The sequence below is a fragment of the Mesorhizobium carmichaelinearum genome, assembly GCF_900199455.1.
GTDB lineage: Bacteria > Pseudomonadota > Alphaproteobacteria > Rhizobiales > Rhizobiaceae > Mesorhizobium > Mesorhizobium carmichaelinearum.
In genome coordinates this window covers 352,123-371,499 of record NZ_FZQR01000003.1, presented here as the reverse complement: position 1 = coordinate 371,499, position 19,377 = coordinate 352,123, and the positions used below count along the sequence as shown (strand labels likewise).

Below are 19,377 nucleotides of genomic sequence, written 5' to 3'. Positions count from 1 at the left end.
CCCCCGCAAAGCCTCTGTCTCACTCGACGCGCGACCAGCAGGGAAGTCAAGCGCGGCCGGCCTTGCTGCCTTGCCTGTGCACATCATTCGGGGCCGACTCCCCGGAAACAGGCGCGGCGGCGGCCTCGCGAAACGCTGTGTGGCCGGCAAAGCGAATAGACTGCGCTTATGGCTTGGCATTCGGCGCGGGATCGACTAGATGAGCCCCGCGCCTGTTGCTTTGACGGCTCAGGTGCCGGGGAAGATGTCCGCTGGTTGGGCGGCATTCATGGCGCGGACATTCCGCGCCGCAGCCCCAAGGAGATGCATCTCCCCAACCCGCGCGGCGAAACCGGCCGGCGCGAAGGCAAGGACGGAGAGGTGGCCGAGTGGTTGAAGGCGCACGCCTGGAAAGTGTGTTTACGGGAGACCGTAACGCGGGTTCGAATCCCGCTCTCTCCGCCAGTTTTTCGCCTAACGTATTGATTTTGTAAGATAGTTGTCGACGTCGCTTGCCTCCCTCCCAATGCGTTTCCCAAGGAAAATGCACCAGAAAGTCCTAGGCTTCGGGCGAAGCCGATTCCGCAAGCCCCCTTGGAGGGTGTTCCTTAGCGCTTCTTCGGCTTCCATATTGTCGCGGACAGTCTCACGCGGGAAAACCGGCCTTTCTGAAGCCTGACGTGAACAGCTCGAGGGCGACTTGGTCGGCGAACGGTAGACCTGAAATCAGCCGAACGGTCAGGTCGTGTTTCCTCGTCAGTGCTTCCTCGACTTCAGCACGCGCCTTCTGCGTCTCGCCCAAATGCGCGTACGTCGCAGCGAGGAAGGCATGAATGAAGAAATGGTCGCCGGCCATCTGATACGAACGGACGGCTTCCGAGTACCTTCCAAGCAGGAAGAGGGAGCTGCCCTTAACCTCCCAGAACCATATCGGAGGTAACGGGTCGCGCAGGAGCGCGGTTTCGAGCACGTTCAGCGCCGTCTCGGCCTGTCCGCCGTAGTTGAGCCAGTTTGCGTAGTCACCCGCTATGTTCACGTCTAGCGGGTTCAACGAGCGCGCTCGCTCGAAATGCGCTCCCGCATCGCTGTGCTGGCGCATGTGCGTAAGCACTAACCCCATGCTCTGATGACAGACACCATCGCTCCTGTCGAGAGCGAGTGCCGTTCGTGCCGAGTCCCAGGCCTTCTGTAGCGTCCGCGGATCGTTGTCGTACCAAAATCTGCCGACGAGGGCTTGCGCGAGGAAGGCGTGGCCTTGAGCGAACGTCGAATCGAGCTCGACGCTCTGGACGAATAGCGGCTCGGACTTGTCCAGTTCATAACGGTAGAAGTGTGCGCGCCCCTGCAGGTAGTAGTCGTATGCATCCCAATCGGCCGGAGGCTTGCGTCTGGTCCGGCTCGCCGAATCGGCCTCCGCCTGGCCTTCGACCATCGAGGCGATAAGAGCCGCAACCTCGTCTTGCAATGCGAAGATGTCGTCGAGGGCCCGATCGTACCGTTGAGCCCACAGGTGGGTGCCGGTGGCGGCGTCAATCAACTGTGTGGTGATGCGAATGCGATCACCAAGCTTTCGTATGCTGCCTTCGACGAGGTAGCGAACGCCGAGTTTGCGATGGACTTCGGCAATGTCCAATGCCGGATGGCGAAACTGAAAAGATGAATTGCGCGCGATGACGAGGAGGGAGCGGAACCTGGCCAGCTCCGTAATTATGTCCTCGGTTATGCCGTCGCTGAGATACTGCTGGTCCTGATCGCCACTCAAGTTGGCAAAAGGCAGCACCGCAATCGACGGCTTGCCGGCGGGTGGTATCGGTCTGTGGGATGCGCTCGCCACCGGCTCGACAGCCCCGGTGAAGCGGTAGCCGACGCGGGGCACCGTGGCGATCCACTCGCCGCCTTTTTCAGCCGGACCGAGTGCCTTTCTTAGTGTCGCGATTTGGACGGTAAGGTTGCCTTCCTCAACGGCGGTGCCCGGCCAGGCAGCGTCCATCAGCTCGGCCTTGGTCAGGATTTCACCGGGCCGGGCCGTAAGCGCGGCAAGCAGCGTCAGCCCACGATGCCCGACAGCGATCGGGATTTGCTCTTTAAGGAGCGTCCCGGTGTCGGGATCGAGTAGGAACGGACCAAAAGCGATGCGGGTGCCCTGCATGTGGGCATACTAGACGTTTCGGAAGTTTTCGGAACAGTTTCGGCACCGCCTCCAGAACTCGAAACCGTTGCGACGTTTATCGAGCCAAGGCCTGACCTGTTTTCTTCAAAGAGAGCCGACACGTCTATCTCTCCATGAAGCATGCGAGGCAAGCGTGGCACCGTTCTTGCTTCTACAGCTTCAGGCAATGCCGGGCGCTAAGACGCTGTTTCATATCGACACCGGCGTGTGAGGTTGGGACAATGATGTCGCGTAAGCTTCTGTTCGGGCTTCTGGCAGTGTTCTTGGCCATCGCCCTAGGGTTCGCCCCCTTGCCGCCCTCGTGGAGGTTTTTGACCGCGGCTCAAAACAATTCGGTCTTTTGCTCAAGCGCTCCACCAGCCGAGACCTTATCGGCGGCGGCGTCAGTGTCGCGGACCGTGCGATCATGTCCGCCGGCCATCACAAGATCATAGGAACCACCTCGATGGCGACGAGACTATGGATCGGAATTGAACAGCCTCACGCAGCGGCATCTTGCAGAGATTGGGTCACAGGACGTCTGGCGGTAATCAATCGGTTGGCATCAGCCTTTCGCGAATTCATCGCACCGCGCTACCGACCAGAGCTTCACTATATGCGCGGCCCCGGACCGGCCTGCGCGCGCCGCGTGAACGCGCGTTTCCTTGCCGACCGCTCTCCTACAAAAACGAAGCGTCCCCGCCTGTAGCCCGCGCCATGCATTGATGAGCCATGCGGGGGAAAGGCCTTCCTGCTTGCCGCAAGGCGCTCGTGGGTGCTGCTCCCGATGACGAGCACTGGACCATCGGCACGCCGCTCTACTGGGCGGCGATGGTCTACGGCATAGGAATGCTGCTGATCCGCGTCAGCAGCAGCCATGGCTGGTGGACCGGGCATCTGATGGAGTGCCGTCGGCGATCGGCGCGCAGGAACAAAAGCGTCCATCTGGAACCTCTCGCGCTGCCGCGCGTTTCACGGCGTCCCGTCCGTGGACCAGCCCGGATATCTCTCCTGGCGCTGCGATAATCAGGAGCCGTTTCATGTACGACAAGCTGTTTCATTCGCCGGTGGCGCTCACCGTCGGCCTTGGCTTCAAGCGCGAGATTGCCTCGCTGGCCGAAATGCACGATTTCCTGACCGACTGGACGACTTCGCGCCGTGGTCCGCTCCATCGCCATGCCGTCGAGGCGTGTGGGCTTGCGCTGGAAGGTTGCATCACCAGGGATGAGGCGCGCCATGCGCTCGTCGCATTCGCGAAGGCCGCCGGCATTCTCTGGCCCGAGATCGAGCCGGTCATCGTGGCGCGCGCCGTCGCGCGCGGCTGTGGCGGCTACGCCGCCTGAGTTTGAGGCCATCCGCTCGTGGTGGCCAATTCCGCATCGACCGTCACTGAAAGCCCGGCCAGGACCTCCCGAGCCGGGCTTTCGCTTTTGCTGCAGGAAGATCGCAACCATCACCCGATGAATGTTTGCCCAGGGGCAATCACCCTTTCGACGGTGTGCGCCGGCGTGCCGGCTTGGGCCTCGTCGGATCAGGCGCTTGCGCTGATTGCGCGGCAAGGCGCTGCTCTCTCAATCTGGCCGTCTTTTCCTCGCGGGCCGCCCGCTCGGCATCGATCACGATCTGCGATTCACGTTTGGCGCGCTCGTCACGCTGGGTGTCGACTTTTGCACGGTTCATGTGCTGCTACCTCCATCCTCTTCCGGCCCCGCATGCTGCAGCGTCGCGGCGGGGGCGGCGATTACAAATGATGGTCAAACACTTTTTGTCATCGGGGCTCCATTGGGTGAAGAGCGCCGTCAGTCGCACCAGCCTGACGAGACGACGAGCGAGGCCTCGAAGATCTGGCGTCCGTCTTCGTCGCGTACCTTGACGGTGATAGCGGTGTGGTCGTTTTCGATGATCTCATCACGGACGATGTCGGGCAGGATGCGGATAGCCTCCCGCCGTAGGCGATCGCGCGTTTCGAAGACCTGGCCGTCATCATCCACCGTCAGACCGTCGCCATTGTAGAGGTCGAGATAATATCGAGGCATGATGGGCTTAACCTCAGGCTGATGAAATGGCGAGATAGTCAATCGACAATTCGCGGGCTAGGCAGTTGTTCCATCAGCGGGCGGCATTTGCCGTGGAACAAGCAGGCCTAACAAATGTTAATGCCCGTAACCTTCCAAAGGCCTAGTCCATCCCAAGCCGCCTTTTGCTTCCGACAGAACACATGGCGATCGGCTTCTCAGGCCCTTTCGCTGGAGGTTGCGGTGCTTGAATCCCTCTATCTCAACCTGGGCCAGCATGACGCGCTGTCAGACGCCGAGAAGGCGCTGCTGGCCGGCGCCATGACTTTCGAGCGGCATTTCGCCACCGGCCAGGACATCGTCGCATCGGGGTCGCGGCCGACCTATTCGACGCTGATCCTCGACGGGCTGGCGGCGCGCTACAAGGTGCTGGAGGATGGCGGCCGGCAGTTCACCTCATTGCAGGTGCCCGGCGACTTCGTCGATCTCCATGCCTTCCTGCTGAAGACCATGGATCACGGCATCGTCGCTTTGTCGCCCTGTCATGTCATGTTCGCCGATCACAGCCGGCTTCGCACCATCACCGAGCAGGCGCCGCATCTGACCCGGCTGCTGTGGCTGGACACGCTGGTCGACGGCGCCATCCACCGCGAATGGATCGTCGCCATGGGGCGACGCTCCAAGACCTCGCATCTGGCGCATCTGGTCTGCGAGCTTTTCGTGCGGTTGCAGGTGGTGCAGCGGACCAACGGCATGAGTTTTCACCTGCCGCTCTCGCAAGCGGAGATGGCCGACGTGCTCGGCCTGTCGGTGGTGCACATGAACCGCGTCATCGGCGCCTTGCGCAAGGTCGGCGTCGTCAGCTGGGCAAACCACGCGGTGACCATTTTAGACTGGCACCGGCTGCAGGACATCGCCGAGTTCGACCCGACCTATCTGAGCATGATGCGGGAGCCACGCTAAAGGTGTATCGATATTCAGGTGAGGCCGGCCTGCAAACGGTGGCTTTCTGCGCTTCCGGCCTTCGCCGGCCGAAGCTGCCATGAGTGACGTGGCAGTTAAGGCTACGGCCGGCGTAGGCCGGTGCTCACGTACTTAAGTACGCTCCGCTCCGGTTCTCGAAAACCACCTTGTTTGGTCGCTTCGCGCCCGTCTTCGACTCCGGCTCGGCCTGACCTGAATCTCAATACACCTTGGGCCGGTCAGCGCGGCCCCCGATCTTGTAGATTTACGCCGCTTCGGCGGCGACGTTGACCGCCGACTCCGCGATCTTGGTCAGCGCCTGGTCCGTAGCCTTCTCTTCCTTGAGCGTCGCTTCGAGAAGTGTCACGGCGTCATTCAGGCCGAGTTCACCGGCCCATGTCCTCAGCGTGCCATAGCGCGAGATCTCGTAGTGTTCGACCGCTTGCGCGGCGGCCAGCAGGCCGGCATCGAGCGCGGGAGATCCCTTGTACTCTTCCATGATCTCGGCACCTTCCTCGGTGATGCCCATGATGGCGGCGCAGGTCTTGCCGACCGGCTTCTTGCCGATCACGCCGAAGACCTTCTCCAGTCTGGCGACATGGCCCTCGGTTTCGGTGCGGTGCTTTTCGAAGGCGGCCTTCAGTTCGGCGCTTTGCGCGGCCTTGGCCATTTTCGGCAGCGTCGCCAATATCTTCTTTTCGGCGAAATAGATGTCCTTCAGCGTGTCGTGAAACAGGTCGTCGAGCATTTTCTGTTTTGCCATCGTCATATCCTTTGATGCGTGAACCCTCAGGTCGACAATCTCCCGCGGGATGATTTGTTCCATTCACGCCGCACAGCGCGGTGAAGCGGTTCACCCCGGCGAATCCTCATCGAGACGCCATCCGCCCGTCGGCGATGGGCTGGCAAAAACCTTTATAAAATTCCTATTTCTTTCCGCCCCGCGCCGTCTCGAACCTTTATGGCGATCGGGTCCATATTCTCCAGGGAACACACAGCTCGGTCGCGATTATCTATCGTGGCGGAGTGGTTCCATTTGGTTTCCACCTGCCGATTGCAGGCGTACAGCGCAATGCGCAAATAAAACGAAGATAAGGAACATGCACGATGGATATCGTCGTTATCGGGCTGGAGATTTTGTTTTTCGCTCTCTCCATCGCCTACATCAAAGTCTGCGACATTCTTTGAACCGGAGGATCGCAACATGCTTCTCGACTATATCCTCGGCGGCGGTGTGACCTTGTTCCTGCTCGCTTACCTGACATACGCCCTCGTTCGCCCAGAACGCTTCTGACGGCAACAGCAAGGCACGGAAAGCTACTTCAATGACTCTCAACGGATGGATACAGATCCTCGCCTACTGCGTGGTCGTCGTTCTGCTGGTGAAGCCGCTCGGCGGCTACATGTACCGCGTTTTCAACGGCGATCGCACATTCCTCTCGCCGATCCTCGGGCCCGTCGAACGGGCGCTCTACCGCATTTCGGGAACCAGCGAGCGCGAGGAGCAGCACTGGACCGCTTATGCGGCCGGCATCATGTTCTTCAGCCTGGCCAGCTTCCTGGTGCTCTATGCCCTGCAGCGCCTGCAGGGCGTCCTGCCGTACAATCCGGCCGGGATGCCCGCCGTTGAGCAGAACCTCGCCTTCAACACCGCCGTCAGCTTCGTGACCAACACCAACTGGCAGAATTACGGCGGCGAAAGCACGATGTCCTACCTCGTGCAGATGGCCGGCCTGACCGTGCAGAACTTCATGTCCGCGGCGGTCGGCATCGCCATCGCGGTGGCGCTGATCCGCGGCTTCGCCCGGCATTCGGTCAAGTCGATCGGCAATTTCTGGGTCGATATGACCCGCTGCACGCTCTACATCCTCCTGCCGGCCTGCATCGTGCTCACCCTTGTCTATGTCTGGCTCGGCATGCCGCAGACGCTCGGCCCCTATGTCGACGCCACCACGCTCGAAGGCGCCAAGCAAACGCTCGCCCTTGGTCCCGTCGCCTCGCAGGTCGCCATCAAGATGCTCGGCACCAATGGCGGCGGCTTCTTCAACGCCAATGCCGCGCATCCTTTCGAAAATCCCGACGCGATCTCCAACTTCATCCAGATGGTCACCATCTTCGCGCTCGGCGCGGCGCTGACCAACGTCTTCGGCCGCATGGTCAGCAACCAGCGCCAGGGCTGGGCGATCCTGGCGACGATGGGTGTCCTGTTCATCGCCGGCGTCACCATTTGCTACTGGGCGGAAGCATCAGGCAACCCGCTGGTCCACGCACTGGGCATCGACGGCGGCAACATGGAAGGCAAGGAGACCCGCTTCGGCATCGCCTTGTCGGCACTGTTCGCCGTCATCACGACGGCCGCCTCCTGTGGCGCGGTCAACGCCATGCATGACTCGTTCACCGCGATCGGCGGCTTCATACCGATGATCAACATGCAGCTCGGCGAAGTCATCGTCGGCGGCGTCGGCGCCGGTTTCTACGGCATCCTGATGTTCATCGTCATCGCCGTCTTCGTCGCCGGCCTGATGGTCGGCCGCACGCCCGAATATCTCGGCAAGAAGATCGAGGCCAAGGAGGTCAAGATGGCGATGCTCGCCATCCTCGCTCTGCCTCTGGTCATGCTGGTCTTCACGGCCATCGCGGTCGTGCTGCCAAGTGCTGTGGCCTCGATGGCCAATGGCGGTCCGCACGGCTTCTCCGAAGTTCTCTATGCCTACACTTCGGCGGCGGCGAACAACGGCTCCGCCTTTGGCGGCCTCAGCGGCAACACGCCCTGGTATAATATCACGCTCGGCATCACCATGTGGGTGGGTCGCTTCTTCGTCATCATTCCAGCACTTGCCATCGCCGGCTCGCTGGTGGCGAAAAAGACGGTGCCAGCGTCGGCCGGCACCTTCCCGACCGATGGCCCGCTGTTCGTCGGCCTGCTGGTCGGCGTCATCCTGATCGTCGTCGGCCTCACCTTCTTCCCGGCGCTGGCGATCGGACCGATCGTCGAACACCTGGCCATGATCCACGGGCAAACCTTCTGAGATCGCCATGTCCTGGTTCAAAAACACGCGTCGCAACGTTGAGCGTCGGACCGACAAAGAGGGGGAGAGAATCCCCCCTCCTTTCCCAACCGTGTCCACATTCCTCGGCATTGCGGCAGCCATGATCGTGATCTGGCTGCTGGTCTATGGGCCGCCGCATCTTCCTTCGGCATCCGATCGATCGGTGCCCGCCAACAACATACTGGAGCCAACAAATGAGCCAGTCCAAATCCGCTAGCATCATGGACGCCAGCATCCTGTGGCCCGCCATCGGCGGAGCCTTCAGGAAACTGAACCCGCGCACCTTGATCAAGAACCCGGTGATGTTCGTCGTCGCCGTCGTCTCGGCGCTGACATCAGTTCTCTTCGTCAGGGATCTCATCACCGGTGGCGGTGACTTCAAGTTCACGCTGCAGATCATCATCTGGCTGTGGTTCACCGTGCTGTTCGCCAACTTCGCCGAAGCGGTCGCTGAAGGCCGCGGCAAGGCGCAAGCCGACTCGCTGCGCAAGGCGCGCACCGAGACCCAGGCCAAGCTGCTGGCCGGCGAGGACCGAGCCAAGTTCAAGCTGGTGCCCGGCACCAGCCTGAAGGTCGGCGATATCGTCCTTGTCGAAGCCGGAGACATCATCCCGTCGGACGGTGAAGTGATCGAAGGCGTCGCCTCGGTCAACGAAGCGGCGATCACCGGTGAATCGGCCCCGGTCATCCGCGAATCCGGTGGCGACCGCTCGGCGGTCACCGGTGGCACGCAGGTGCTGTCCGACTGGATCCGCGTGCGCATCACGGCTGCCTCCGGCCACACCTTCCTCGACCGCATGATCTCGCTGGTCGAAGGCGCCGAACGCCAGAAGACGCCCAACGAGATCGCGCTCAACATCCTTTTGGTCGGCATGACGCTGATCTTTGTGCTGGCCACCGCGACCATCCCGAGCTTTGCCGCCTATTCGGGCGGCTATATCTCGGTGACTGTCCTCGTCGCCCTGTTCGTCACCCTGATCCCGACGACGATCGGCGCACTGCTGTCGGCGATCGGCATCGCCGGCATGGACCGCCTGGTGCGGTTCAATGTGCTGGCCATGTCGGGCCGTGCCGTGGAGGCGGCCGGCGATGTCGACACGCTGCTGCTCGACAAGACCGGCACCATCACGCTCGGCAATCGCCAGGCGACGGAATTCCGTCCCGTGAAGGGCGTCACCGAACAGGAACTGGCCGACGCGGCCCAACTCGCCTCGCTCGCCGACGAAACGCCGGAAGGCCGCTCGATCGTCGTCCTGGCCAAGGAGAAATACGGCATCCGCGCCCGTGACATGGCAACGCTGCACGCAACCTTCGTTCCCTTCACCGCGCAGACCCGCATGAGCGGCGTCGACGTCGACGGCTCGTCGGTGCGCAAGGGCGCGGTCGATTCCGTGCTTGCCCATGTCAACCAGTCGACGGTCGCCGCCCACGGCACGCGCCCAAGCAGCGAGTCGGTCAAGGATCTCCAGGCGATCGCGGACGAGGTCGCCAAGTCCGGCGGCACGCCGCTGGCGGTCGAGCGTGACGGGCGGCTGCTCGGCGTCGTCCATCTCAAGGACATCGTCAAGGGCGGCATCAGCGAGCGCTTCACGGAACTGCGCCGCATGGGCATCCGCACGGTGATGATCACCGGCGACAATCCGCTGACGGCGGCGGCCATCGCCGCGGAAGCCGGTGTCGACGACTTCCTTGCCCAGGCGACGCCCGAGGACAAGCTGAAGCTGATCCGCGACGAACAGGCCAAGGGCAAGCTGGTCGCCATGTGCGGCGACGGCACCAACGACGCACCCGCCCTTGCCCAGGCCGATGTCGGCGTCGCCATGAATACCGGCACGGTTGCCGCGCGCGAAGCCGGCAATATGATCGATCTCGACAGCGATCCAACCAAGCTCATCGAGATCGTCGAGATCGGCAAGGCTCTGCTGATGACGCGCGGCTCGCTGACGACCTTCTCGATCGCCAACGACGTGGCCAAGTACTTCGCCATCATCCCGGCCATGTTCGCCGTCTTCTACATCGCGCCGGGGCAGACCACCGGCCCGCTGCAGGCGCTCAACATCATGCATCTGGCGACGCCGCAGAGCGCCATTCTGTCGGCCATCATCTTCAACGCGCTGATCATCATCGCGCTGATCCCGCTGTCGCTGAAAGGCGTCAAATATCGCGCGATCGGCGCCGGCGCGCTGCTCAGCCGCAACCTTCTCGTCTACGGCCTGGGCGGCATCATCGTGCCGTTCGTCGGCATCAAGATAATCGACATGGCCGTCACGGCCCTTGGCCTTGCATAAGGATCATTCCGATGCTCAAGCAAATCAGACCCGCGATCATCATGATCGTCTTCTTCACCGTGCTGACCGGCCTGGTCTATCCCCTGGGCATGACCGGCATTGCGCAGGCGTTGTTCCCTCGCCAGGCCAATGGCAGCCTGATCGAGAAGGACGGCAAGGTCATCGGCTCCGAACTGATCGGCCAGGCCTTCGCCAGCGACAAGTATTTCCATGGCAGGCTGTCGGCGGCCGGCAACGGCTACGATGCCACGGCGTCGGGCGGCACCAATCTCGGCCCGACCAACCCGAAGCTGATCGAGCGCATCAAGGCCGACGCCGAGAAGCTGAAGGCGGAGAATCCGAACCAGCCCGTGCCGATGGACCTGGTGACGACGTCCGGCAGCGGCCTTGATCCGCAGATCAGCCCGGAGGCCGCCTATTTCCAGGTTCCGCGTGTCGCCAAGGCCAGGGGCATCGACGAAGCCAAGGTCAAGGCGCTTGTCGACGGCCAGGTCGAAGGCAGGGAACTCGGCTTCATGGGCGAGCCGGTGGTCAACGTGCTGGCGCTCAACTTGGCGCTGGACGCCGCGAAATAGTTTACGGCGAGGGCCGGGGATCGACAGCATCCCCGGACCTCTCCATGATCGATCCTGATGCCAGAAGACAGAAGCAACGAGAACCGACCTTCCCCCGACGCGCTGCTCGAGCATGCCGAGCGGGAGGGGCGCGGCCGTTTGCGGATTTTCCTTGGCGCGGCGCCGGGTGTCGGCAAGACTTACGAAATGCTGATGTCAGGCCGTGCCAGGCTGGCCGACGGCATCGATGTGGTGATCGGTGTCGTCGAGACGCATGGCCGCAAGGAAACCCTGGCCCTGGTCGACGGGTATGAGGTCATTCCCCGCCGCAAGGTCGACTACAAGGGGCGCATCCTCGACGAGATGGATATCGACGCCATCCTCGCCCGGCGCCCGGCGCTGGTTCTCGTCGACGAACTCGCCCACACCAACGCGCCCGGCAGCCGCCATCCCAAGCGCTATCTCGACGTCCAGGAAATTCTGACGCAAGGCATCGACGTCTACACGACGCTCAACGTCCAACATGTCGAAAGCCTGAACGATGTCGTCGCCCAGATCACCAAGGTCAGGGTGCGCGAGACGGTTCCGGACTCCATCATCGACCAGGCCGACGATGTCGAGATCATCGATCTCACCCCCGACGACCTGATCAAGCGGCTGGAAGAGGGAAAGGTCTATTTCCCCAACACCGCCCAGCGCGCCATCGAGAACTATTTCTCGCCCGGCAATCTGACGGCGCTCAGGGAACTGGCGCTGCGCCGCACCGCGCAGCGCGTCGACGAGCAGTTGCTCAATCACATGCAGTCCCATGCCATCCAAGGCCCCTGGGCTGCGGGGGAAAGGGTCCTCGTCTGCCTCGACGCGCGCCTGGGCGGCGCGGCCCGCATCCGCTATGCGCGCAGGCTGGCCGACCGGCTGCGTGCCCCGTGGACGGCACTGCATGTCGACAGCCCTCGCTCGGCCAGCATGCCCGAGGAGGACAAGGACCGGCTCGCAAACAATCTGCGCCTCGCCCAACAGCTTGGTGCCGAGGTGACGACCATTCCGGGTCAGAATGTGGCGCAGGACATCGTGCGTTACGCGACGGCGAACAATTTCACCCATATCGTGGTCGGCAGGCCGACCCGGTCGCGCTGGCGCGAACTGATCGAGGGATCGCTGACCTATGATCTCATCCGCAATGCCGGCGATATCAGCGTCCATGTCATTTCGGGAAACGAACGCAGCACCGAGGCGACGTCGAGGAACGTAAGGACCGCGGACGAGCAGACGCAATTCCAGTTCTGGCCCTATCTCCTGGCCACGGCCTATGTCGCCGGCTCGCTCGCCTTCGCCGCGCTGCTCGACCAGTTTCTCGATGTTCGCAACCTTGCGATCATCTTCCTCATCGGGGTCCTGGCGTCGGCGGTGACCGGCGGTCTGTGGCCGGCTCTGTACGCCTGTCTCACCAGCGCCCTTGCCTTCAACTATTTCTTCCTGGAGCCGCGCTACACGCTGACGATCCGGGATCCGGAGAGCATTGTCGCGCTCGGCGTGTTCCTGGTCGTCGCCGTCATTGCCAGCAATCTGACGGTGCGCGTGCAGCGCCAGGCGATCGCCGCCCGCTCGCGGGCGCGGGCCACGGAGGACATCTACCTCTTTTCCAAGAAGCTCGCCGGCGCCGGCACGCTCGACGACGTTCTGTGGGCCACCGCCTTCCAGATCGCCTCGATGCTGAAGCTGCGGGTGGTGCTGCTTCTGCCCGAAGACGGCACCATCACCGTCAAGGCCGGCTATCCGCCCGACGATACGCTGGCCGAGGCCGACATTGCCGCCGCCCGCTGGGCGTGGGAGCACAACCGTGCCGCCGGGCGCGGTGCCGATACGCTGCCCGGCGCCAAGCGGCTCTATCTTCCCTTGCGCACAGGGCGCACGGCAATCGGTGTCGTCGGCCTCGACAATGACAAGCAGGGCCCGCTGCTGACGCCGGAGCAGCAGCGCCTGCTCGACGCGCTGGCCGACCAGGCAGCGGTCGCCATCGAGCGTATCCAGCTCGTCGCCGATGTCGACCGGGCCAAGCTCGCCGCCGAGGCGGACAGGCTGCGCTCGGCGCTGCTGACCTCGATTTCGCATGATCTGAAGACGCCGCTCGCCGCCATCATGGGGGCGGCCGGCACGCTGCGGGAATTCGCGCCGGCTCTTCCCGAACAGGACCAGGCCGAGTTGCTGATGACCGTGCTCGACGAATCCGAGCGGCTGAACCGCTTCATCGCCAATCTGCTCGACATGACCAAGATCGAGTCCGGCGCAATGGAGCCGAATTTCGCTTTCCACTATGTCGGCGACATCGTCGGCTCGGCCCTGCGGAGGGCGAAGAAGATCATCGCCGAGCATAAGACCGAGATCGACATCCCGGCGGATTTACCGATGTTGAAGGTCGATCCCGTGCTGTTCGAGCAGGCGCTGTTCAACCTCCTCGACAATGCGGCGAAATACGCGCCGGCAGGCTCGACGATCCGCGTGCAGGGTTGGACCGACAATGGTTCCGTCATCCTGCAGATCATGGATGAGGGGCTGGGCATTCCTCCTGGCGATCTGGAACGGATTTTCGACACGTTCTACCGGGTGCGCAAGCGCGACCAGGTTCGCGCCGGCACCGGGCTCGGCCTGTCCATCTGCCGCGGCTTCATCGAGGCGATGGGGGGCACGATCACCGCGGCAAACCGAACCGACCGTTCGGGTGCGGTTTTCACCATCAAAATGCCGAAGCCGACGAACCCGCCCGATCTCGGCGCCGCCAGTACGGACGACAATGATGTGGGTGATTTGGGATGTGGGTGATTTGGCATGACGAACACGAATGTCAGGATACTGGTCGTCGATGACGAACCGCCTATACGCAAACTGCTGCGCGTCGGCCTCGGCAGCCAGGGCTATGCGGTCAGCGAGGCGCCGAACGCCAAGGCGGCGATCGAGCTGATGGAACAGGAAAAGCCGGACCTGGTGCTGCTCGATCTCGGCCTGCCCGGCATGAGCGGCCATGAGCTGCTGCGCAAATGGCGTGACGACGGCCTCGACATTCCCGTCGTCATCCTCTCCAGCCGCACCGACGAGGCCGGCATCGTCAGCGCGCTCGAACTCGGCGCCGACGACTATATCACCAAGCCGTTCGGCATGAACGAACTGGTGGCGCGCATCCGCGTGGCGCTGCGGCACAAGTTCCAGCAGCAGGGCGAGAAGCCTGTCTTCCAGAGCGGCGACCTCAGCGTCGATCTGGTCAAGCGCATCGTCAAGGTCGAGGGCAAGGAGATAAAACTCTCACCGAAGGAATACGACATATTGCGCATCCTGGTGCAGCATGCCGGCAAGGTGCTGACCCACCATTTCATGCTGAAGCAGATCTGGGGCGATTCGACCGACGTGCAGTATCTCAGGGTCTATGTCCGGCAGCTCAGGCAAAAGATCGAGAAGATCCCGGACCAGCCGCATCACATCACCACCGAGACCGGTGTCGGCTACAGGCTGCGTGTCGACTGAGACACTGTATTGAAGTTCTAACTTTTTGCTTTCACGCAATTCCGGACGGAAAACCGTAAACACTTTTCCTGGAATTGCTCCAGTCAGCCGATGGCTTCCAATGGCCGGTTCGTCGCGGATGCCCGCAGGGCGGCGAGACAGCCGAGGATGCCAAGCGGCACGAAGGCGAGGAACAGCCAGCTCGCGACATTGGCCGCCGCGTCATGGTTCAGCCCTTGCGAAAAGCCGCTGGCATTGGCGACGATGCCGGCAAGGGCGGCACCGACGGCATAGCCGATGCGCTGCATGGTCGGCACCGCGGCCGAGGCGATGGTCTGCTCATCGTCCGGGGCGGAGGCGACGATGACGCGGGTCAGGAACGGCCAGGCAATGCCGAAGCCGCCGCCCTGCAGCAAGGCGCAGATCAGGATCAGCGGGATCGAGCCCAGCGGTATCGTATAGGCAAAGCCGGCAATACCGGCCGCGATCATCAGTGCACCGACGACGATGATCAGCCGCTCGCGCTGCGGCGCGTTGGCGACGAGGATCGACAGGATCGACCAGGCGATCGATTCGGCGGCGATGATGTAGCCGGTGGTCAAGAGCGGAATGTCGTGCAGGCTGGTCAAAAGCAGCGGTCCGTAGACGCCGAAGGAACAGGTCGCCACCGAAAAGGCTGCGACCATGGTCATGCCGGCGCCGACCGGCGTGCGCCACGAGAACAGGCCCGACGGGAACAGCCGGGAGCGCGGCTTCAGCGCGTCGATATAGAAGAACAACGCCAAGCCGGCGAGGCCCAGCACGATCAGCAGCGAGGAGCGCAGCACGGCGATGTCGACGCCGGCCGAGGCGATCAGCACCACGGCGACGGCAAGGCAAGCAAGGGCGGCGAACGGGAAGGGCGGCACCTTGCCCGCGCTCGTGACGGGTCGCGTTGCTTCCGGGGTGTTGAGCACCAGGAAGCTGGCCAGCGCCATCGCTGTGCCGCCGAAAGTGAAGACGCCGAAGGCCCAGCGCCACGACAAAAGCTCGGTCATGATCGCGCCGAGCAACGGGCCACTGAAGGCGGCAACGCCCCAGATCGCCGACATGATGCCGAAAAGCTGTGGCCAGATGGCGCGCGAAAACAGCCGCTCGACCGAGACGAAGGCCAGCGACACCAGTGCGCCGCCGCCCAGCCCCTCGATCAGGCGGCCGGCCAGGAACAATTGCATGGACGGCGAGGTGGCGCAGATCAGCGCGCCTGTGGCGTAGAGCAGGGCTGCGACCACCATATTGGTGCGCAGCGCCACATAGCTCACCAGCCGCCCGGCGGCGGCACCGGCGACGATGGCGCCGAGCTCGTAGATCGCCAGCGACCAGCCGACGAGTTGCACCCCGGCCAGTTCGCCGACCATGGCCGGCATGACGGTCGCCACCATCGTCTCGTTGGTGGCGTGCAGCAGGATGCCGAGGCTGATGAAGCAGAAGCGCGCCAGGTCGCCGCTCGCCCACAATGCGCGCCAGTCGACCCTGTTTGTGCCGATTTCAGTCATGTCCACCCCATGCTTTGCATATCTCGATGCCGGTGTATGGCACCAGAAGCCAGCAAGGCTTTCCGGCAGGACCATGCGCAGCAATAGCGCCGCATCCAGGCGCTGCTCAGTTGGGGCAGGTTTGTAAGACCTCAACCACGGTTGAGTTCAAGCGGTTCGTTTCGGTGGACCATCGCAACGTTCGAGATTGGCCGAAGCCGCCTCTGACGTCGACGCGATCAGTTCTCGGTGCTGCGCAGCTGGAACTGGCTGACGCCGATGGCGAGATTGATGCCGGTCTGCGTCTGCAGGCTGAGCGGCTGGAGGGTGAAGGCCTGCGAGGAACCGCCGACCAAAAGATTGGCGCCGGCACCGACGGCCGCCGTCACCTCGGCGCTGGCGCCGATATAGTCGCCCGCCAGCGCGCCGGGCGCGTAGATGTTCTTCAGCGGCGTCAGCACCAGCCAGCGCATCACCGCCTGCTTTGTCGTGCCGATATCGAGGCCGTATTTGTTGACGGCGCCGAAATAGGCTTCCGGCGCGAAGGTCTTGTCGGCCGGAGTGAAGGTGCAGCTCAGATCCTTGGTCGAGCCGAAAATGAAGCCGGTGCCCCCGCCTATGGCGCATTCAAGCGTGCCGAGCTCAATGCCCCGGTCTTGCGCCTGTGCCGCGCCGGCAAGCAGGGTTGCAATTACGGCAGCGGCGGTGGCTGTCTTCGGCATTGCGGTCCCCTCAAAATCAAACGGCGCGGAACCATCCTATCCGGTTCCGCGCCGCAAGGTAGAGAGGAGCGCGTGGCTGTTCGTTTACTTCAGCGAATGGATCAGCTGAAGCGAGGTCACGGCGACGGCGAGATTGACGCCGGTCTGTGCCTGGACGCTGAGCGGCTCCAGCATGAAGGCGCCGTCGAAGCCGCCGACCAGCAGGTTGGCACCACCGCCGGTGACGACGCTCGCCTCGGCGTTGACGCCATAATAGCTGCCGGCAAGGTCGCCCGCGTCACGGTCGCGGGTCGCGGCGAGAACGGCCCAGACGAGCTGGCCCTGATGCGTCTGGCCGAGATCGACACCGATCTTGGAGATGACGCCGGTGTAAATCTCCGACGGTCCGTGATGGTAGGGACGGAAGACGCAGGACACGCCCTTGTTGGAAGCGACGATGTAGGCGGTGCCGCCATCGATGGTGCAGTCGAGCGTGCCGAGCTGCAGCTTGCCGGCGCTGGCCGGGGCGGCAGCGAACACGGTCGTTGCAAGGGCAGCGGCACAGACGAGTTTCTTGATCATGGGGGGTCCTTTCGCAAATCGCTTGGAAATAACGGCTTGAGTGGCCAGACCGTTCCGTCGAAAACTTGGCGTGAACAAGGCAAGGGTTAACGGCTTGCTGCAGGGGTTAACGCGCGGTTGCCGGATTGGCGGCGATCTTCGGCGTTGCGTGTCCTTTTGGACACGCAAACAACCCGTAATGCTCAGCCGGATCTGCCGAAGCCCGGATCTGCCAAAGCTATGTCAGCTGACGCGGGCGAGGCCGTCCTTAGCCGGCTGGTAGCTGGGATTGAGGCGGACGGCTTCCTTATAGGATTTCGCCGCCTTCGCCTTGTCGCCGCGCCGCTCGTAGATCAGCGCCTGGTTGGCCCAGGCCTCGGCGTTCTGGCCGTCGAGCTTGATGGCCATGTTGAAGTCGGAGAACGCATTGTCCTCGTCGCCCGTCGCCAGATAGGAGAGGCCACGGCCGTTGTAGGGCTCGGCTGCATCCGGCGCCAGCGAGATGGCGGTCGAGAAATCCTCGATGGCGAATTTGTGCTGGCCCTGGCTCTGATAGATCAGGCCGCGATTGTGGTAGGCGCGGGCGTCCGTCGTGTCGAGCTGGATCGCCTTCTGGAAGTCGTTGAAGGCATCCTGGGTGCGGCCCGCCTTGCGGTAGAGATTGCCACGGCCGATATAGGCGGCGTCATAATTGCCGTTGATCTGAATCGACTTGTTGTAGTCGTCGAGCGCGGCCGCCTGATTGCCAAGGAAGCGCTGGATAAGCGCCCGGTTCGAATAGGCCTGGTAGAAATTTGGGTTGAGCTGGATGGCCTGGTTGAAATCCTTGAGTGCTGCCTGGTACTGGCCGCCACGGCCATAGGCCGAACCGCGCACATTGTAGCCTTCAGGATCCTGGGGATTGCGCTGGATGACCGCCGACAGCGAGGAGATGTTTTCGCTCGACCCTTGCGCCTTGTCGATGTTGTTGAACTCGCCGGTCGGACCCGATGTCTGGCAGCCGGCCAGCACCAGTCCGGAAAGCAGGGCGGCTGTCAGGGCGAAACCACGCAATGCGGTCCCGCGCTCCACGCTTGTTGCGTTCATGTCTGCCCTGTCCTCACTTCAAGCCGCGTCGTTCAGGTCCGGATCCCCCCTCCGGGCCGGGTCACAATCAAAATAAAAAGGTGGCGGCGATTCCGCATCGCGCCACCTCAGTATCCTTCGAAAAGGACGAAATATTGGCGATAATCAGCGCGGCGGACGCGCCGCACCAGCAGCACCACCGGCAGGAACGGGACGCGGCGTCATCGGCAGCAGGCCTTCGCGCTGGGCGCGCTTGCGGGCCAGCTTGCGGGCGCGGCGCACGGCCTCGGCCTTTTCACGCGCGCGCTTCTCGGAAGGCTTCTCGTAGTGGCCGCGCATCTTCATTTCGCGGAAAATGCCTTCGCGCTGCATCTTCTTCTTGAGCGCGCGAAGCGCCTGATCAACGTTATTGTCGCGGACGAGTACCTGCACGGGCAATCCTGTCTTTCGGGTTTGATATCAACAGGCAAGTGGCCATAGCCACTAGCCTCCGCGGCGGTCGACACCACGAATTGTGGCGGCTGATAGCAGAATCAGGCTGCGCTGTCCACAGTCGAAATGCAGGACAACAGCCAAATTGCCACGGTAGGCCTGAGATAGGGCGCCAGCTACGCGGTGGCCAGGTGCAACCGTTCGAAATCCTCGAAGAATTCGCCGTAGTCGCAGGTGATCTCTTCACCCACGGCAATGTCGCGGGTCGCGGTCGCGCCACCATATTGCGAAAAGTCGGTGTTTGGCGTCGCCGAATGGTTCATGAAGCGGCCATTGTCGACCTCATAAACCATGAAGCCCGGACGATCCGGGCTCGGATAGGCGTAGCGGTCGAGCAATTCCTTCAGAGGCTGGGGTGCGGCCTCATATTTGTCCATCGGGATCAGCCGGTCGAAATCCGGGTCGAGGCGCCAGATCGAGGCGCCTTTCCGGATCGGCTCGGCGGCGAACATGCCGACGCCTTCGATTGCGCTCGCGGCCACATAGGTTCGGATCAGCATCATGGTTTCGGGACCCGTTTCGACGACAAAACGGAATCGCCAAATCGCGCG

At 62.8% G+C, this 19,377-nt stretch carries 19 protein-coding genes and 1 tRNA gene; 10 read left to right on the top strand and 10 right to left on the bottom strand.

Annotated elements, in window-relative coordinates; all coding sequences use genetic code 11:
* Window positions 1–354: 354 nt before the first annotated feature.
* Window positions 355–444 (top strand) — tRNA-Ser (locus CKW40_RS08415).
* 181 nt (window positions 445–625) lie between these two features.
* On the opposite strand, the gene CKW40_RS08410 is transcribed toward CKW40_RS08415, so the two are convergent.
* Window positions 626–2,128: a winged helix-turn-helix domain-containing tetratricopeptide repeat protein gene (locus tag CKW40_RS08410; protein WP_095199469.1), complete on the bottom strand. Its 1,503-nt coding sequence runs from the start codon at window positions 2,126–2,128 to the stop codon at window positions 626–628.
* Window positions 2,129–2,860: 732 nt separating this feature from the next.
* On the opposite strand from CKW40_RS08410, the gene CKW40_RS42815 reads away from it, so the two are divergent.
* Both CKW40_RS42815 and CKW40_RS08400 read left to right on the top strand, forming a co-directional pair.
* Entirely contained in the window at window positions 2,861–3,154 is a 294-nt protein-coding gene (locus tag CKW40_RS42815) for a hypothetical protein (protein WP_143748260.1), read from the top strand.
* A 14-nt stretch (window positions 3,155–3,168) separates the two neighbouring features.
* Window positions 3,169–3,471, top strand: a complete 303-nt coding sequence (locus CKW40_RS08400; RefSeq protein ID WP_095199468.1) for a DUF982 domain-containing protein — start codon at window positions 3,169–3,171, stop codon at window positions 3,469–3,471.
* A 139-nt stretch (window positions 3,472–3,610) separates the two neighbouring features.
* On the opposite strand, the gene CKW40_RS08395 is transcribed toward CKW40_RS08400, so the two are convergent.
* The gene (locus CKW40_RS08395) at window positions 3,611–3,808 is read right to left on the bottom strand and encodes a hypothetical protein (protein ID WP_095199467.1); all 198 of its coding nucleotides are present in this window, start codon (window positions 3,806–3,808) and stop codon (window positions 3,611–3,613) included.
* 119 nt (window positions 3,809–3,927) lie between these two features.
* Window positions 3,928–4,164 carry a DUF6894 family protein gene (locus tag CKW40_RS08390; RefSeq protein ID WP_095199466.1) on the bottom strand — a complete coding sequence of 79 codons (237 nt, stop codon included), beginning with the start codon at window positions 4,162–4,164 and terminating at the stop codon, window positions 3,928–3,930.
* Window positions 4,165–4,386: 222 nt separating this feature from the next.
* Here CKW40_RS08390 and CKW40_RS08385 point away from each other — a divergent pair, with 222 nt between their 5' ends.
* Window positions 4,387–5,106 (top strand): Crp/Fnr family transcriptional regulator, encoded by a 720-nt coding sequence (locus CKW40_RS08385; RefSeq protein WP_095199465.1) that lies wholly within the window; start codon window positions 4,387–4,389, stop codon window positions 5,104–5,106.
* 265 nt (window positions 5,107–5,371) lie between these two features.
* Here the strand turns inward: CKW40_RS08385 and CKW40_RS08380 are convergent, their stop codons facing one another.
* Window positions 5,372–5,869 carry a YciE/YciF ferroxidase family protein gene (locus CKW40_RS08380; protein WP_179297884.1) on the bottom strand — a complete coding sequence of 166 codons (498 nt, stop codon included), beginning with the start codon at window positions 5,867–5,869 and terminating at the stop codon, window positions 5,372–5,374.
* A 441-nt stretch (window positions 5,870–6,310) separates the two neighbouring features.
* Here CKW40_RS08380 and kdpF point away from each other — a divergent pair, with 441 nt between their 5' ends.
* From kdpF to CKW40_RS08345, 6 genes are all read left to right on the top strand, one after another.
* On the top strand, window positions 6,311–6,400 hold the full coding sequence (gene kdpF, locus CKW40_RS08375; RefSeq protein ID WP_032918612.1) for a K(+)-transporting ATPase subunit F: 90 nt from the start codon (window positions 6,311–6,313) through the stop codon (window positions 6,398–6,400).
* A 31-nt stretch (window positions 6,401–6,431) separates the two neighbouring features.
* Window positions 6,432–8,135, top strand: a complete 1,704-nt coding sequence (kdpA, locus tag CKW40_RS08370; RefSeq protein WP_095199463.1) for a potassium-transporting ATPase subunit KdpA — start codon at window positions 6,432–6,434, stop codon at window positions 8,133–8,135.
* A 215-nt stretch (window positions 8,136–8,350) separates the two neighbouring features.
* Window positions 8,351–10,444 (top strand): potassium-transporting ATPase subunit KdpB, encoded by a 2,094-nt coding sequence (kdpB, locus tag CKW40_RS08360; protein WP_095199461.1) that lies wholly within the window; start codon window positions 8,351–8,353, stop codon window positions 10,442–10,444.
* Between the two features lie 11 nt (window positions 10,445–10,455).
* Window positions 10,456–11,019, top strand: a complete 564-nt coding sequence (gene kdpC, locus CKW40_RS08355) for a potassium-transporting ATPase subunit KdpC (RefSeq protein WP_095199460.1) — start codon at window positions 10,456–10,458, stop codon at window positions 11,017–11,019.
* A 57-nt stretch (window positions 11,020–11,076) separates the two neighbouring features.
* The gene (locus CKW40_RS08350; protein WP_095199459.1) at window positions 11,077–13,818 is read left to right on the top strand and encodes a DUF4118 domain-containing protein; all 2,742 of its coding nucleotides are present in this window, start codon (window positions 11,077–11,079) and stop codon (window positions 13,816–13,818) included.
* 6 nt (window positions 13,819–13,824) lie between these two features.
* Complete coding sequence (locus CKW40_RS08345) at window positions 13,825–14,514, top strand: response regulator transcription factor (protein ID WP_095199458.1); 690 nt, start codon at window positions 13,825–13,827, stop codon at window positions 14,512–14,514.
* 83 nt (window positions 14,515–14,597) lie between these two features.
* Here the strand turns inward: CKW40_RS08345 and CKW40_RS08340 are convergent, their stop codons facing one another.
* The 6 genes from CKW40_RS08340 to CKW40_RS08315 all read right to left on the bottom strand — a co-directional run bounded on the left by CKW40_RS08340 (window position 14,598) and on the right by CKW40_RS08315 (window position 19,329).
* Window positions 14,598–16,028 (bottom strand): MFS transporter, encoded by a 1,431-nt coding sequence (locus CKW40_RS08340; protein ID WP_095199733.1) that lies wholly within the window; start codon window positions 16,026–16,028, stop codon window positions 14,598–14,600.
* 218 nt (window positions 16,029–16,246) lie between these two features.
* Complete coding sequence (locus tag CKW40_RS08335) at window positions 16,247–16,729, bottom strand: DUF992 domain-containing protein (protein WP_095199457.1); 483 nt, start codon at window positions 16,727–16,729, stop codon at window positions 16,247–16,249.
* A gap of 84 nt (window positions 16,730–16,813) precedes the next feature.
* Window positions 16,814–17,290: a DUF992 domain-containing protein gene (locus CKW40_RS08330; protein WP_019861134.1), complete on the bottom strand. Its 477-nt coding sequence runs from the start codon at window positions 17,288–17,290 to the stop codon at window positions 16,814–16,816.
* Between the two features lie 222 nt (window positions 17,291–17,512).
* On the bottom strand, window positions 17,513–18,355 hold the full coding sequence (locus CKW40_RS08325) for a tetratricopeptide repeat protein (protein ID WP_095199456.1): 843 nt from the start codon (window positions 18,353–18,355) through the stop codon (window positions 17,513–17,515).
* A 144-nt stretch (window positions 18,356–18,499) separates the two neighbouring features.
* Complete coding sequence (rpsU, locus tag CKW40_RS08320; RefSeq protein WP_027056687.1) at window positions 18,500–18,766, bottom strand: 30S ribosomal protein S21; 267 nt, start codon at window positions 18,764–18,766, stop codon at window positions 18,500–18,502.
* A 176-nt stretch (window positions 18,767–18,942) separates the two neighbouring features.
* Window positions 18,943–19,329 (bottom strand): SET domain-containing protein, encoded by a 387-nt coding sequence (locus tag CKW40_RS08315; protein ID WP_095199455.1) that lies wholly within the window; start codon window positions 19,327–19,329, stop codon window positions 18,943–18,945.
* Between the last annotated feature and the right edge of the window lie 48 nt (window positions 19,330–19,377).

Bases quoted from the DNA above. Each gene is read 5' to 3' on its own strand.
- kdpC (WP_095199460.1), top strand. From the start codon at position 10,456: ATGCTCAAGCAAATCAGACCCGCGATCATCATGATCGTCTTCTTCACC.
- kdpB (WP_095199461.1), top strand. From the start codon at position 8,351: ATGAGCCAGTCCAAATCCGCTAGCATCATGGACGCCAGCATCCTGTGG.
- kdpA (WP_095199463.1), top strand. From the start codon at position 6,432: ATGACTCTCAACGGATGGATACAGATCCTCGCCTACTGCGTGGTCGTC.
- CKW40_RS08340 (WP_095199733.1), bottom strand. From the start codon at position 16,028: ATGACTGAAATCGGCACAAACAGGGTCGACTGGCGCGCATTGTGGGCG.
- CKW40_RS08330 (WP_019861134.1), bottom strand. From the start codon at position 17,290: ATGATCAAGAAACTCGTCTGTGCCGCTGCCCTTGCAACGACCGTGTTC.
- CKW40_RS08315 (WP_095199455.1), bottom strand. From the start codon at position 19,329: ATGATGCTGATCCGAACCTATGTGGCCGCGAGCGCAATCGAAGGCGTC.
- CKW40_RS08380 (WP_179297884.1), bottom strand. From the start codon at position 5,869: ATGGCAAAACAGAAAATGCTCGACGACCTGTTTCACGACACGCTGAAG.
- CKW40_RS08410 (WP_095199469.1), bottom strand. From the start codon at position 2,128: ATGCAGGGCACCCGCATCGCTTTTGGTCCGTTCCTACTCGATCCCGAC.
- CKW40_RS08345 (WP_095199458.1), top strand. From the start codon at position 13,825: ATGACGAACACGAATGTCAGGATACTGGTCGTCGATGACGAACCGCCT.
- CKW40_RS08350 (WP_095199459.1), top strand. From the start codon at position 11,077: ATGCCAGAAGACAGAAGCAACGAGAACCGACCTTCCCCCGACGCGCTG.
- CKW40_RS08335 (WP_095199457.1), bottom strand. From the start codon at position 16,729: ATGCCGAAGACAGCCACCGCCGCTGCCGTAATTGCAACCCTGCTTGCC.
- CKW40_RS08395 (WP_095199467.1), bottom strand. From the start codon at position 3,808: ATGAACCGTGCAAAAGTCGACACCCAGCGTGACGAGCGCGCCAAACGT.
- CKW40_RS42815 (WP_143748260.1), top strand. From the start codon at position 2,861: ATGCGGGGGAAAGGCCTTCCTGCTTGCCGCAAGGCGCTCGTGGGTGCT.
- CKW40_RS08400 (WP_095199468.1), top strand. From the start codon at position 3,169: ATGTACGACAAGCTGTTTCATTCGCCGGTGGCGCTCACCGTCGGCCTT.
- CKW40_RS08390 (WP_095199466.1), bottom strand. From the start codon at position 4,164: ATGCCTCGATATTATCTCGACCTCTACAATGGCGACGGTCTGACGGTG.
- CKW40_RS08325 (WP_095199456.1), bottom strand. From the start codon at position 18,355: ATGAACGCAACAAGCGTGGAGCGCGGGACCGCATTGCGTGGTTTCGCC.
- kdpF (WP_032918612.1), top strand. From the start codon at position 6,311: ATGCTTCTCGACTATATCCTCGGCGGCGGTGTGACCTTGTTCCTGCTC.